Below are 16,523 nucleotides of genomic sequence, written 5' to 3'. Positions count from 1 at the left end.
TCCGCGGCCGGTTTACGGCAAGGTGAATTCCTTACCGGCGGGTGAACACTGGACTGTCGGCGGTGCGCGGCCGTCGGCGTAGCCGCGACGATACGACGCGTGGCACAAAGCAGGGACTGGGTGTGTGTGCCCTCGGGGGTCCGGTATCGCCCGAACGGGCGGTGAGTCGTGACTATCACCATGCCGCCGGAATTGCAGCCGGTGTCGTATCTCGCGGGGTCGGCGTGGCCGGAGGGCGACGAGGACAAGATGTTCGACCTCGCGCAGGTGTGGCGGGATGCGGCGGCGGAGGTCTCGGGCGGGTCGAACGATCTTGTGTCGCAGGTCAAGGACATCGAGGCCGCGATCGAGAAGGCGTATGTATCGGGTCCGGGGCGGGATTCGATGCTCTCGACGCTCGAGACGCTCACCGACGCCTCGGGCGACCAGTCGCTGCAGGCCGTGGCGAAGTCGATGAACGACGTGGCGGACGCGTGCGATCAGGTGGGCTGCGCGATCCAGTCCAACAAGATCCAGATCTACGTGGGCCTGCTGATGCTGTTGTGGGAGCTGTACACGTCGTGGACGGCGGGCCCGGCCCAACCGGCGGTGGCCGCGGCCGAGATCGCGGCGACGCGGACCGCGCTCACCATCGCGCGGACGATCGCGATGGAGATCATCCGGGCCGCGGCGGTGGGTGCGCTGACCCAGGCGGTCATCGATGCGGTGATCCAGCTGTTCCAGATCGCCACGCATCATCGCAAGGGGTTCGACTGGAGTGAATTCGGCCAGTCGGCGCTGGCCGGTGGGCTCGGCGGTGCGCTCGGCGCGGGGGCCGGAAAGGCGTTGGGCGCGGGGTTCAGCAAGATGTTCGGCAAATCGGTGCAGAACCAGTTCGGGAATCGGGGCGCGGCGATCGGCCGCAACATGTTCGAGGGCATCGGCGGCGCGGTCGGCGGTGTGGTGGGCGGCTCGCTGGCGGCGATGCCGTTCAACGGCGGGCATTTCGAGTGGTCCACGGTCGGTCTGCTGGGCGGTATGGCCGGTGTGATGTCCGGCGGTGTCCGCGGCTACAAGGCGCATCCCACCGGCGCGGGCACGGGTGTGCATGTGCCGCAGATCAAACCGGAGACGGTGAAGCCGATCGAGGGCGGCAGCTCCCCGCTGGACCGCGTGCCGCCGAAGGAGCCGACGGTCGGCTCGAACGGAACGGGCGCGAAACCGGAGCCCCTCGGCTCGAATGGCCAGGCCCCCATCGTCGATCGTGGCAACAACGGCACCGGCAACTCGGGTACGGGTGACCATTCCGGCACTGGCGATACCGGCGCGAACCGGGCGAATTCCGTTGGCAGCCACTCCGATACCGGTAACGGACAGCGACCCGCGCAGGCGGGCAACAACACCGAAGCCTCGCCGCGTGCCGGTGGGTCGGGCAACGATCACACGACGGTGAACGACACTGGCCCGCAACGGCAATCGCCGCAGACCGACAACTCCACGCCGGTCTCCTCCCGGCCGCCGGCGACCGATATCGCGCCGAAGCCGGTCACGCAGACTCCGGGTGCGCGAGACTCGGTCCCGGCCAACTCGTCCTCGTCCCGGCCGGGCGGCGTCGACCGCGGTGACGGGTCCACCCCGGCCCGCCAGTCCGCGACCGCCGGTTCGGATCGGGCCGGTTCCGCGAACTCCACCGACAAGTCGATCGCGGTCGACGCCCGCCGCGGCGATCGAACCGCATCCACCGGGCGTCAGCAGGGCGCTGCCGACACACGGCAGCAGGGGGAACCTGTTCCGCCCCCGCGGCCGGAGAGCGGTGCACGCTCGCCCGGCGACCATCAACCGCTGTTGTCCGAATATCGAAGGGACGGCGACGATGCCGGTATCGCGTGGACGGATCCGCTGCTGTCCGATATCGGCCGCGGCCGTCCGCTCGTGGATCGAACCGTTCCGGAGTTCCTGGACGGGCTGACGAAGTTCTCCGGCACCGCGCTGCTCGGCGACGCGAAGAATATGCGGTTGACCGCCCATATCGACGGCGACCGGATCCGAGTCTTCGATCACGACAACCGGTTCGTGCGCTCGCTCGACAAGTTCGGGGGTTCGGGCCCGCTGGCCAAACTGCTCGACGACCACGGCATCACCCACGTCAAAACGATCGCCGACGAGAACCGCAGGACCGCCCCGCCGCATTCGGACCGCCCTGTCCGGCAACCGGATCGGGCCTCGGGCGCGAAAACCGACCCCGCCGGGGGAACATCCGGCAAGTCCGAGCACGGTGGTTCCGGGCCCGGCAAACATACGCCGGGCGAATCCGGTCGCCGGGCCGGCGCGTCGGACGGTAGGCACACCCCGGACCGCGCGGCCGCCCATCACGACTTCGACTCGGACGATATCCGCCGAGGGCAGGGCTCCGTCACCAAGGAGCTGCTGCTTCGGCTGCCCGTGGTGGGTCATCTGTTCCGGCTGATCGCCCGGCTGCTCGCGGGCGATCCGGCCGATCACAAGGTGCATTTCGCGGGCACCGAGGATCTCGTCCCGCCGCCCCACGACATCACGGTCCACCACGAGGATCCGCTGCCGCTGCGGCCGCGCGCGGACGGTAAACCCGGCACCGGACTACCCGAACCGTGGCATCTGACCAAGGAGGTGGCCGACCAGTTCCGCGTGGTCGCGCATGAGGGCAAGCTCTACAACGCCCGGACCGGCAAGCTGGTGCACACCCCCGACGCCCCGGTCACCAAGTGGTCCAGCCGTCCTCGCCAACATCTGTTCGTCGCCGACCGGTCCGGCAACCTCTACATCGCCCCCGATCTGGGCTGGGTGCGCACCCATCAGTCCTTCGACAAGCTCGGCGTGCATGCCGCCGGAACCATCGAGGTGCACAACGGCGTCCTGCGCACACTCACCGACCACTCCGGCCCGTATCTGCCCAACCGGTCCCGCCTCACCGATCTGCTCGAGAACCAGCTCCGCGATGTCGAGACCCACGACCGATTCCGGCATCTCGACTACGACGGCAAACCGTTCACGGCCGAGCACGGACCTACCGAGACTTCGCACGAGCCCCGTGATTTCGAGGCCGAGGCGCATTCGGTGCTGCACGACCACGCCGAGGGCGACTGGGCGGATCGCTCCAGCGAGCAACTGACGCACGCAATGAAACACGGCACCGAACACGAGGCGATGGCGGCCGCCATCGAGGTGATCCGGCGCGGCGAAGGCAAGACCCTGTACTGGACGCAGGTGATGGCGGTGCTGGCCATGCAGCACGGCCCGATCAATATGGATGCGGGCGAGGGCAAGTCGCTCGTATTCCTGACCGACGCGATGCTGAAATCCTCCCGGGAACAGGTCGTGCAGGTCTACACCACCCGAGACACCCTGGCCAAGGCCGCATTCGACCAATACCGGAAGACATTGGAGCCGTACGGTTTCGATATCGTCCGGATGAATCCGGATCACGAATACACCCCGCCCGTCGAGGGACGGTCGACGATCTACATCGGCACCCAGAACGACGCCGGATTCGGCCGCCTGCGCGACCATGCGGTGCCGGGTCGCCGGGCCGCGATCGATGAGATCGACGAGGCGCTCGTCCACGCGGATACCACGTTCATCCTGTCCGACGGGCCCGCCGATCCCGCGGGTCCGGAGGTGAAAGCGCAAGTCGAACAGGCGCATACGTTCCTCGACGAACATCTGCGGAAGGGCGATCTCACCGAGGCCGACTTCGGCCGGGCCAAGGACCAGTTGGGCGGGCGCGCGGAGCTGACTTCGTCCGGTCGCGCCAAGCTCGAAGGGCTGTGGGACGGCGAGCTGACCGAATCCGATGAGCGGCGGATCGCCATGGCTGCCTCGGCGCGTTGGGAGTTCATCGAGAATGACCACTACATCGTGCACGACGGCAGGGTGCTGATCATCGATCAGACCACCCATAAGGTCATGTTCGATCCGGAGACCTCCACCGAGAGCCGATGGAACGGCGGCCTCGCGCAGGCGGTGGAGGCCAAGCACGGCTTGATGATTCGCTCCGATTCGGACAGCTCGAAGAGTCTGTCCGCGCAGCAACTGTTCTCCAAGGAGCACTACGACTCGCTGACGGGTGCGTCCGGCACGGCCGAGGGGGTGTCCCACGAGCTGCAAGAGCAGTACAAGATGCAGGCGGTGGTGAAGATCCCCCGCTTCAAGGACTCGAATCTGAAGGTCGACCAGGACGGGGTGGCCGAGGATCTCGCGGGCAAACACCGGATGATCGCCGAGGACGTCGCCGCCAAACAGAAGACCGGGCAGCCGCAGTTGGTCATCGCCAACCGCAACAGCGAGGTCTCACAGCTGTCGAAACTGTTGCGCGCGATGGGCATCGAGCACGAGTACGTCGACGCCGCGTGGTTCGCCGAGCAGGGCCCGCACGCCGAACAGCGGCTGCAAGAGATCTTCGACCGAGCCGGGCGAGAGGGCAAGGTCCTGATCATCAATCGGCAGGGCGGCCGGGGTGTGGATATCGCCGTCTCCGATGAGGTCAGCGCCAAACATGGCGGTCTGCACGTGGTCGTCACCAGCCGGTCCGCGGAGTCGCGCGATATCGATATCCAGGCCGAGAACCGCGCCGCCCGCAACGGCCAGAACGGCAGCGTCCGTTACTACGTCGCCGCTGACGACGCCCTCTACGCACAGTCGAACCACCGCGACGTCTCGACCGCGATCATCCGCTACACCAACGCCGCCAAGGCGCATCAGGCCGAGCACACCACCACGACCGAGAACGAACTGCACAAGTCCGAAGGTGCGCTGCGCGAACTGGTTCCGCGGCTTCAGCATTCCGGTGTCGCCCGGCCCTCGGTCAAAGACGCTGTGGTACAGGATGATTCCCGCGCTCAGGTGGACCTCGAATCCGCATCGGACAAGCCGGTCGTTCCGGCCGACACGCCGCCGTCGAGGCCGCCGGCGCGGCCCCCAGCCGGTAAACGGGTGACCTTCGACGAGACCCCCCGGGTGCACGAATTCGATTCGGAGCTGCCGGTACGGGAGCTGGCCCACTCTCAGTCGAATTCCTCGCCGACCCCAGCGACCTGGCAGCCGGTGCACAGCGCCACCGATCCGTTGTTCGGCGCGCTCGCTGTGGCTTTCAATATCAGCGATGCGGACAGCCTGCGCACCGCGCTCGCCGATCACCTCGCCCAGAACTTCGACCGATACCGGCAGCAGTTCATCCCCGAACAGCTGAAATCCAGCTGGGATGAGGAGCGCGCCCGTCGCGACTCGTATGACGCGATGGTCTCGAACGATCCCGAGGCCGCCCAGTCGCACGAGGTGACGGAGCAGAACCGTCGGTGGAACTACGATAGTTCGTTCTGGCAGCAGGTTGCTGCGAGATTGAATCAGGCGCATGGCGATTTCGGTCGCCCTGCTGATTCCGGATACGCACTGACGCACCACGAGTTGCTCACCCTGGCAGGCGATCGCTTCGGCGCCAACCTCGTCCTGGAGCATCCGGTCGGGTCGCCCACGCTAACGGCGGGCGATCCCCGGTTTCCGACCCTGCACCTGCGGCACTCCGATAGCGGTGACTACGACGTCGGATTGAATGCCGACGGCTCTCTGTTCGCGTCCGTCCGTCCGATCGAACCCACTGTTCCTCCGGTGGCCGGCGCGATACCGAGAAAGGATATTCCGCAGCCGCTGGCTCGTGTGCTGGCGTCGCCGCATATTCCGCTGCTGGACGGTGCGGTGCTGGGCAAGCATTACACCGGCGAAACCAGGCCGGTACGTGTCCTGACGACAATCGATCTGACGGGTTCGGATGTCGTCGATCGCACAAAGTTCGAGTTCGCGCCGCATAAACTCAATACGCCGACCCACTACATGACCCCGGCGGAACGTGAGCAGCACCGCATATTCGTGGGTCACGATGGCAGGCTGTATCAAGCGCGCGACGGTGCGCCGTTCGATACCACGGGCGCGAAGTTCGTCATGGACGAGTTCGGCAATCTGTACTCCGGCAACACGACCGTCGTGACCTTTCATTCCTCGTTTCTCGCGGGCAAAACGGTAACCGCCGCCGGATATCTCGTCGTGCGCGACGGGCAGCTGATGGTGATGACCGACCACAGTGGGCATTACCAACCTCGGCCGGAGATAAACGACTATGCCCTCGACCTCTTACGCCGCCAGGGCCTCGTACTCGATCCGGGATTCCAGCGCAGGGCGCTCGACCCCGGTGACCGGACCGGCTTCAACGGTCCCGTGCGGGAACGAGTCGGCGAAATGGAGCGACAGTCGGCCGAGGTCGAACGCCGGCGTCGGCTGCTCCACGCACAAGACACGGTTCTGGCGCGAAGGGAGCGCAGGGCGAATGCGGCGGAGATCGGGCACCAGCTCGGGGCGGAACGCCAGCAGCTGGCGGCCCAGGCGCACGACCTGGACCAATGGTCGCGAGTGCTCGCGGCAGGGTACGTACGTCCGTCCCTGACGGTCGATCTGTGGGCTCATCCGATACCGGTTTCCGCGACCGATCGGATCGTGCCGCCGGAATTCCCGGCGGGATTGGCCGGGACCGATATGACGCTGCCCGTACTCGATCGGACACGGCGGCTGGCGAATTGGTGGGACCGATACGGCCGGCAGTGGTGGGAGGATCTGCGATTCTCCGATTTGTCGGCGGAATACCAGCACCGCCTGGTCACCGATTTCCCGGTGCTGCGCAATTCCGGGGGCATCCCCGCCGCGGTCCGGGACACACTCAACCGGAGTTACGCCGATACCGAATCGCGGCTGCTGGCAGGGAAACCCGTCCTGTCGCGGCTCGAGGCGCAGCGACGGCGAGACCTGGACGACACGCTGGTCTCCCTGTGCGACGCGGAACTGGAAGCCAGGTTGATCGCCGGGCGATCGGGCATCGACGTTCCGCCTGTGCACCTGCTGCGGGTCGATCCGGCGACCTCCGGCAGGCCCGGTGCGGCGATGATGAGCTTCGGCGACATCGACACCACGGGTTCGGTGTCGTGGCATGTTCCCGGAGACCGCACCGCGTCGGCGTCGATGAGCGGCGATCCGACCGCCGCGATGATGCGCTACGTTGCCGAGAAACGGCGTAATCCCAGCCCGGCCGTGGCGACGGTGACATGGGTCGATCGTGCCCGCCGCTTGCCGGACGCGCGGTCCGGGTTCGACGGCGGCAACCCGTACGCTATCGATGACACAGCCGTCCTGCGACCGATGCCCCGGATCGGTATGACGCCGCCCGCTCGGTCGCTCGGCGAGTCGGTCGATTCGGACGGCAGCCGGCAGTTCACCGCCGAGACCGAGGTGCCCCGGGTCGGTGTGGCTTCGGTCCTGCGCACTCGGACCGAGGCGGAGCTCGTCGAGAAGATGAGCCGCCCGATGGATGTGCCGGACGAGGTCGGCGGCTACGGTTCGCGGGCCGGTGACCACTTCATGAGCGAGGTGAACAACGCCGACGCCCACGGCATGAAGGGCCTGGCCGACGCCCTCGTACGGGAATTCCCGCCCGGGGAGTTCAGATATGTCGGCGTCGGCGCCAGCGCCGAACTGGTGTCGGAGTTCCTGCACCAGGTCCACGATGTGGATACCGCGCATGTGGCCATCAGCGCCATGGAGACTCTGGGCAGGGTCGATCGGCTCAGCGCCGACGATTTCGCGAAGGTCAAGGGGTATCTGCGGGCGAGCCTGGGTGATCTCGCGGACAGTGATGCCCCGCTGGTCCTGCTGGATGCGACGAATACCGGTGCGTCGCTGCTGAAGATGAAGCAGTTGATCGCGCGGATGGACGAATCGGAGGGGCGGCCGCCGCGGCGGGTCGACCTCGTCTCGCTGACTCATGCTGCGGGCGTGACCTATCCGAGCGAGCGGGCGCCGAAGTTCGGTACCGAGGAGCCGATCCATCGGCTGTCGATTCCGCTATCGGATCGGCCGACATCGTATGCGCTGGAACGGATCTTCTGGCAGCTCTACAAGTACGAGGTGCCGCGGGCGTATCCGAAGGTGTCGGCGGCCGACATCGTATCGGGCAAGCACGTCGCTCCACCGGCGCGGGACGAGGCCGCGCACGGGGTCGTGTCTCGGGTCGTCGCCGCGATGGTTCGGGTGGCGGACGGTTCGTTCACCGAGTTGAAGGATCTGTCGCCGGAGCAGCAGCAGGATCTGCGCTACCAGGCGTATAAGGACAGCAATAGCAATCCGGTCTCCCGAAAAGAGTGGGAGGTGATGGACGATGCCGCCCAGCGCAGCGGGGACGAGGAGGAATACAACTCCGACGACTTCTACGACAGCGATGAGGAAGTTCGGCTCGGCGCCACCGCGATCGAGGCCCGGCGGCATGCGAACGACTGCGGGCCGCGGGCGCTGCGGCAGCTCATCGACCTCACCGGCAGCGCCAAGGTGCGGATGCCCGAGCATCCGGTCGGGGTCACCGGGATGTCGCAACGAGATCTAGAGGATGCCGCGGGCGCGAGCCTGCGGCCGGTCGCCGATCATGGCGAGATCGCCGCCCGGCTGCTCGGGATCGGCGAGGGCGCAACGGCTCTGGTCCTCGACACCTATCACGGGCCGACCGATGCCTACGGTGTCGGTGCGCACGCCTATCTGCTACGGATGGAGAACGGCGCGGTGGTCGTCATCGACCCCGGTGCGGGCCTGCGGCACGGATTCCCGCCGGTGGTTCCCAAGGAACTCGGGTCCACGCGCGCCATCGTCTACTCGGCCCACGGTGAGCCGGTCGACGCCCCCGTCCTCGGGCAGGACGGCCCGGAGGACGGGGTTCCCCGGGCCGGTGCGATCATCTCGGTGTCCACCCAGTCGATGGCGGATCTCGTCACGCAGCTGCGTCGCCCGGTCGATGTGCCGGACAAGATCGGTGACTACGACTTGCTGAGCGGCGGCGACCATTTCACGGGTCATGTGGACAATGCCGACGCGCATGGTGTGAAGGGTCTGGCCGACGCTATCGTGCGTGAATTCCCGCCCGGGGAGCACCGATTCGTCGGTCTCGGGGCCAGCGCGGAGGTGGTTTCGGAGTTCCTGCGCCAGGGCCACGGCCTCGATGTGGGTCATGTGGCGATCAGCGATATGCAGAAGCTGGGCAAGATCGATGGGCTGAGCGACGTCGAATTCGCACATCTGAAGGCGTATGTGCGGGCGGGGCTGGGCGATCTCGCGGACAGCGGCGATCACCTGGTGCTGTTGGATGCGACGGATACCGGTGCGTCGCTGGTCAAGATGAAGCAGTTGATCCAGCGACTGGACGAATCGGAGGGGCGGCCACCGCGGGAGGTGACGCTGGTATCGCTGACGCATTCGGCGAGCGTGGACTATCCGGGTCAGCGGGCGCCGCATTTCGCGACCGAACAGATTGTCCGGCTGTCGATTCCGTTATCGGATCGGGCGACATCGTATGCGCTGGAACGGATCTTCTGGCAGCTCTACAAACATGAACTGCCACGGGCGTATCCGAAGATGCCGGCGGCCGAGATCGTCTCCGGCAGACACGTCGAACCACCGGTGCGGGACGAGGCCGCGCACGGGGTCGTGTCTCGGGTTGTCGCCGCGATGGTTCAGGTGGCCGACGGTTCGTTCACCGAGTTCAAGGATCTGTCGCCGGAGGAGCAGCAGAGGCATCGCTACGACGCGTATAAGCGGAGCAATAGCGCTCCGGTCCGCTGGGACGAGTGGAAGGAGATGGACGACGCTGCCCAGCGCAGCGGGGACGAGGAGGAATACGACTCCGACGACTTCCTTTCCGACGACGATGCCCCGCGGATCGGCGCGCTGCCGCAGACCGAACCGGCGCACTGGGAGCCGGTGCCCGCCGCCTCCGATCACCTGTTCGAGGCGCTCGCGCGGGTGACGAACGCGGCCGATTCGGGCGTGGTGAGTTCGCAGGTCGCCGATTACCTGTACCAGAACTTCGAGTACTACCGTCCGCTGATCACCACCGCTGAGCTCCAGCACGCCTGGACCCAGGAGTCGAATTACCGGCACTCGTTCGATATATCCATGGCGGCGCTGCCCGTCGAGTCGGCCGGCATTTTCCATGCGTCCGAGCGCGACCGAAGAGCGAACTTCGATCACTGGTTCCGGACGCGGCAGATGGACATCCTGGGTTCGGAGATCCACGCCCTGCGCGGGTATGCCGTCCCGGCGGGCGGGGCCCAGATCTTCGTCGGGGGCCAGCGCGCCGATCTGCCGCTGCTGGCGGCGATAAACCGATTCCAGATGAATCTTGTCATGGAACATCAGGGCGGGACGCGGCAACGGTTCGAGTACTACACCGGGCAGCCGGTCCTGTACCTGCGTCACGCCGAGGACGGTCACTACGACATCGGCCTGAATGCCGATGGCACGATGTTCTCGACCCCGGGAGCCACGCCCCTGCCGCCCGCGCGGCCCCTCGGGCCCGGCGATGTACTAGAGGTTCCGCCGCGGCGCACTCGAATGCTGGCGTCCGCGCAGATACCGCTGTTGGACGGCGCGGTATTCCAGAAGCATTACACCGGCGAGACTCGGCCGATCAGGATTGCCACCGAACTCGATCTGTCCGGCGAGCAGACGATCGATCGGGACACCCTCGCCCAGCATCCGCTGCGTTACTTCACCCCGGTGCATTACATGAACGACGCTGAGCGCGAATCGCATCGGCTGTTCGTCGGCTCGGACGGCAGGCTGCATCGCGCCAGTGACGGCACCCCGTTCCATTCGCCCGCCGCCATCTTCGTCATGGACGAGTTCGGGAACCTGTACTCGGGCGAGAAGCAGGTCGGTTATATCCATCACTCGTCGTTCCTCGGCGGCCGCACGGCCACCGCCGCGGGCTTCCTGGATGTACGCGACGGCTGGCTCGTGTCGATGAGCGACAGCAGCGGGCATTACTCCCCTCGCCCGAAGATCAACGATTTCGCCCTCGATCTCCTGCGGCGGCAGGGACTGCTCCTCGGCGACCATTTCCAGAAGCTGGACAACCACTTTCAGCCGCGACACCGGGTCGACGAGGTCGCGCGGCAGACCGTCGAGGTCGAACGTCGGCAACAGCTGCTCGATGCGGCCGCCCGGGCCCTGACCCGTCTGGAAACCGAACCGGACCACCCGCAACAGGTTTCGGCATTGCAGGCCGAACGCCGCATGCTGCGGGATGAACAGGAGAACCTGGAACGCTGGCGCGAGGAGCTGCGGCGGAACGAGCCCCGCCCCTACCTGCGTCAGGACACGAGGGCGCATCCCGAACCCACATCCGACACCGACCGGATCGTTCCGCCGCGGCTGCCCGCGGGCCTGGACCGGGCCAATTCGACGCTCCCATCCCGCGCCCGGATCCGCGAACTCGCCGACTGGTGGCAGGCATACGGTGAGTCGTGGTGGGCGGAGCTGCATTTCGCCGATCTGTCGCCGGAATATCAGTACCGCCTGGTGACGGACTTCCCCGGACTGCGCAATTCCGAGGGCATTCCCGCCGAAACCAGGGATGCGCTCAACCGGACCTATCTCGATACGGCATTGCGCAAGGCCCGCGAGGCGAATCCGCAGGATCCACGGCGGGTGGCGAGCCTCGAGGATATGCAGGCCACCCTCTACACGGCCGTATTGCAGGCCGAAATCGTCGCCCGCCAGCGCGGAATCGATGAGCCGCCGGTACATCTGCTGAAGTTCGACCCGGGCGCATTCGAGGGTCGCGGCGCGGCGATCATCGGCTTCGGGGATGTCGACAACGCGAACGCGGTGTCCTGGCACGTTCCCGGCGGCGGCATCTCACTCGCGTCGATGGTCCGGGATCTGCACGCGGCCATGGACAGATATGCCACCCGACAGCTCGCGGCCCCGGATCGCTCCGTGGCCAGTGTCGTCTGGTCCGACTACAAGCTCCCGGCCGAATCCGGCGGATTCTCCGACCGGCTGCTCAGCAAGTTGCCACCCGTCAGGGCCGCCGGGCGCCTGCGCTCCGCGCTGCACGCATTCGGCGAGGCTCGCCGCCTGTCCGGCGACACACCGGACGAGATCCGGGTGACCGGCGACGGTTTCGGCTCGAAGCTCGCCGACCGGGTTGCCCGGAACATGCCGACGGATCCGCACGAGATCGACGGCAGCCGCCCTCATCGGGCCCAGATCGGCGCTGCCACAGCGGAATCCACCGCCGAGCCGATCCGGCGGGCGAACGATTGCGGGCCGCTGGCGCTGGCGGAACTCATCACGCTCACCGGCAGCACCTATGCCCGGATGCCCGATCATCCGGTGGGTCTGGCGGGAATGTCCTACGCGGAACTCGGAACTGCCGCGGGCGGCCGGCTCGAGCGGTTCGCCGATCACCAAGCCATCGCCGACCGACTGCTCGACATCGGTGCGGGTGCAACGGCTCTCGTCGTCGATCGCTATCGGGGCCTCGCTGATGCGCACGGAATCGGCGCGCACGCATATCTGCTGCGGGCGGAGGACGGCGCGATCGTCGTGCACGATCCCGGCGCGGGCCGTCGACACGGATTCCCGCCGCGAGTCGCCAAGGATCTCGAGTCCACTCGGGCGATTCTCTATTCCGCGCACGGCGTGCCGGTGCATGAATCCGTGTCCGACGCCGGCGGCGGCGAGCTCGGCTGGCCGCGGATCGGCGCTGTGCTTCCCGACGCCAATTACGGTGCGGCTACGGCTGTTACGGAGGATGTTCTATCTCTGATGCTGCCGGGAGCGGGGGAACATGACGTTCGGGTGACGTCATTCGATGTCACCTCGCTCACGGGCTATCACGCGGTCGATCCGGGGGTCGTGGATGCGGTTGTGCGCAAGGTGGGAAGGCCCGCCGGTCGAGCGGGTAACGACGATCCGAACTGGCGCGCCTGGTATCTGGCTCATGATGCGGACCACACGTGGGGGGAGAAGATCGGCGTAGACATGCCGACGCGCGATACGAGGATCGATGTGGTGGAGTATCGCCTGCCCGCGAACGTGCGTGTTCATCAGTTGCCCTACCACGTCGGTCCGGAGGGTCCGACCATCGTGTACAACAGTCCGGAAGTGGTGCGGGCGCTCAAGGAGCACTTCGGGATCAAGCCCGAGACTCCCCTGATGGATGGATTGGGTGACCAGAACATCGTTCTGCGCGTTCAGACCGATATCGGCTCCGACGAGCGGTTCGAGATCATCGTGCCGTGGAAGTTGGCCGAGGATGGCCGGGCCGAGCATTACGGATGGTATTCCTTCGAGAGATACGCGAAGGAAAACGCGCCGACATTCCATGCGGCACCGGTGCCCGGCGACGAGCCTCCGCTGGCGGGCGGGGCGGGCGACTCCGTGCTGGGGCGCGAGCATGCCGAGGAGCTGGAGGGAGTGGTCGCGCCGGAGGGTTGTTGGTGGGAATCGCAACCGGGACAAGGGAATTGCCTCTGGGAGGCGTTGGGGCGGGCATTGGGTGTTGATCCCCATGATCGGGAGGCGCATGAGGACTTCCGGGTGAATGTGGTGGCGCATATGCTCGACAATCCGGAGAGGTATCTGGGCGAGTTCGAGGCGCATAGGCCCCACGGCGAGCGGGAGACCGAGTTCGAGAAGCAGTTGCGGGCGTTGCTGGGCACCGGACAGTGGAACAGCGCGGCGGCGGAGCGGTTGTTGCCCGCGGCGGCCAAGGCGTTGGAGATGAATCTGGAGGTGGTGCATCCCGGCGGGGGCGTGCATCGGCTGCATTTCGGTCCGCCGGATCAGCCCGTGAATGTGTTGTTCCGCAGCCCTTCCGGTGGCGGGCATTACTGGGTCGCGGTGCATCCGGAGGGACGGGTGGTTTTCGATGGCCATGTGGCCGATCATGTTCCGGGTGAGTCGTTCGTGCGGGCCGGATATGCGCGCGGCGAGTACAGTCTGGTCGGCGGCGTGGAGGAGGCGTTCCCGATTCCCGACCACGCGCATCTGTTCCCGGACAGGCAATTGCGCGAGGATGCATCGATCGCGCTTGCCGGTGCGTCACCGGAGGCTCTCGAGCGGGTTCGGGACATTCTCGCGACGCATGGCCGGGATGCCGCCGATCTGCTGACCCAGTACGGCATCAAGAAACGTAAGAAGGATGTCGAGGTCGGCGATGTGGTGGCCAGGCTCGAGGAGAGCCTGCACAATCTCGATGAGGTTCGCAGACGCGGCTACCCCTATCTGCTGAAATCGCGGCGCGATTTCGAATTGCTTGCCGCGAATGTTCTGCGGGTCGCGGGTATGCGTGGTATCGACCGCGGGGACGTGACGCTCAGGGTGCAGGGCAGTTCGGTGCACAAGCCTACGGCGGGTGATATAGATATCGCCTTGATCGTGAATTCGAGGGCATTCGAAAGGTACGGGCGGGCATTCAGCGATTTCTCGAGTAAAGACAACGTACGGAATCAGATCGAGCAAGAGGTGAGACACGGTAAGCTGTCGCAGAATCGCTGGGGTCCGCGCGATAAACGCGAATGGTTTGCCAAGGAAGCCAAGAAGGTCGAGATATCCCTGGCTGATAAGAGGGCCAGAACCGAGGCCGATAAGGCGGCGAAGTTCGCCGATCAGGTCGCCGAGACCGCGGGGCAGCTGCGGGAAATCGCCGAGCGGGCGGCCGAGGACGCCAGGAAAGCCGAGGCCGATGGGCAGGGCGAGGACGTCGCCAAGGCGAAGATGGCTGCCACGGTGGCGAGGAATAAGGCGGACCGGGCCGAGGACCGGGCGGTCGCGGCGCGGAAGGCGGCGGCCACGGCCGCTGCCAAGGCGGCTAAGGCGGTGGTCCCGCCACCGTCTCGCGAACACGAGACGCTCGAGGCGACACTCGGCTATCTGCTCTACGACGTATTGCCCGAGCCCCAGCATGTCCAGGTATCGCTGATCGAGGAAGGCGGTCAGTTCGATATCGGACCCTATCTATCGCCGGACGATATGGCGGCGGTGGCGATACCGCGTGCGAATGCGGCGCAGCGTCAGCACCTGACCGAGCACGGCCTGGTCGAGGTCGAGATGCCGGCCACCGGATACTGCCTCTACCTGGCGACGCTGGCCACGGTGGATCATCTGCCCGAGGGGTTGAATACCGTTGCGGGCCTGGTGAATGCGGTCATCGGCAGATTGGCGAATCCGGATACGCGCACCGCGTATTCGAATTGGATCGAAGGCGGCGCCGACGCCCTGACGCCGGAGGCCGTCGAGAGACTGCGCAGGCCGGAAGGATGGGCGGCCGATCTCGGCGATGTGGTGCCGCACGTGCTGGCGGACGTGTTGGGCGAACACGGGATCGAGCTGCGCGTCGTGACCGAAACACTGGACACCCACACACTGAACACCGAACCCGTTGGGGCGGCCGATCACCGGGTGGCAACCGTGCTGCGGGTCGGTTCGGCGCACTACAACGGCACGGCGCGCGCGGCCGGGTCCGAGATATCGGATTCGCAGGACCGAATACCATCGCTACGCGGTGGCGCCGTCGATGCGGATTCTCCGAATGTGCTTCCTGGCAATAACTTCGATGGCGCCGAGGCCGTCACGGACGGTGTGGGTCCTTTGATGTTGCCGGGTTCGGACGGCCGGATGCTCGGTGTTCGGGTGCGGGCTGTCGATGTCAGCTCGATTACGGGTTATCACGCGGTCGGGGAAGGGGTTCTCGACAAGGTTGTCGCCGAGGTGAAACGGCCTGCCGGGCGAGGGGGTAACGACGATGCGAATTGGCAGGCATGGTATTTGGCCCATGAAGCGGACCATACGTGGGGTGAGAAGATCGGTAACGAGATACCGTCGACGGTCGAGGTGGTGGAGTATCACCTGCCCGTGGGTGCGCGTGTTTACGAGCTGCCCTATCACTTCGATTCTGAGGAATCGACTATCGTTTACAATGATTCGCGGGTGGTGGGGCAGCTGAAAGAGTACTTCGGAATCGACCCGGATACTTCCCTGATGGACGGGCTGGGTGCACAGGGTATTGTTCTGCGTATTCAGACCGATATCGGGTATGATGAGCGATTCGAGATCATTGTCCCGTGGAGTATGGCGACGCGTGGCAGTGCCGTGCATTTCGGGACATATGATTTCAGGCGGTACTGGAAGGATGGCGGGCCCACCTTCTCCGCGGCCGCTCCGGAGGAAGTACCCGCCGAGGAACATTCGGCCGACCCGGACTTCTTCGATCCGAGTTCTCTGGATTCTCTCGGGGGTCCGGTCTAGTAGCGGGGGCCCCAGGCTCCGGCCATCGGATCGAGCGCGGCGGCGAAGTGCAGGACCCTGTCGAGGATGTGGGCGGTGGTGCGGCGGGAGATGATGCGGTGGCCCACGGACTCCAGCGCGGATCTGGCCGTATCGTCGCGGACCAGTTCGGCGCAGGCGTCCACCAGCCGCGCATACGGCACGGCGACGATCCCCGCGGCCAGGCCGTCGTCATCGTCGTCCGGATCGACCTCGGCGACAACGGCTTTGCCGTTGATGCGATCGGGATCGTACCCGCCCGCGTTGACCGTGGTGTGCCCGAGATCGCGCAGGGCGGCGGCCACGGCGATCACCACATCGTCGAAGGCGGGGGTGGTCACGCGCGGGGTCCGCGAGCGTGACATTGAATC

2 protein-coding genes are annotated in these 16,523 nt (G+C 66.2%); one reads left to right on the top strand and one right to left on the bottom strand.

Features of this window, described 5'->3' with window-relative positions:
* The first annotated feature begins 168 nt into the window (after positions 1-168).
* Positions 169-16,134 (top strand): alpha/beta hydrolase, encoded by a 15,966-nt coding sequence (locus ACIA76_RS19675; protein ID WP_397153262.1) that lies wholly within the window; start codon positions 169-171, stop codon positions 16,132-16,134.
* Here the strand turns inward: ACIA76_RS19675 and ACIA76_RS19670 are convergent.
* Positions 16,131-16,493 (bottom strand): hypothetical protein, encoded by a 363-nt coding sequence (locus ACIA76_RS19670; RefSeq protein WP_397153261.1) that lies wholly within the window; start codon positions 16,491-16,493, stop codon positions 16,131-16,133. The two genes, ACIA76_RS19675 and ACIA76_RS19670, sit on opposite strands and share 4 nt — an antisense overlap.
* Positions 16,494-16,523: the final 30 nt, after the last annotated feature.

Origin of the sequence: Nocardia sp. NPDC051570 (assembly GCF_044454005.1) — a bacterium.
GTDB lineage: Bacteria > Actinomycetota > Actinomycetes > Mycobacteriales > Mycobacteriaceae > Nocardia.
The sequence above is the reverse complement of the archived record's forward strand: the minus strand, read 5'-3'. Positions and strand labels throughout refer to the sequence as shown.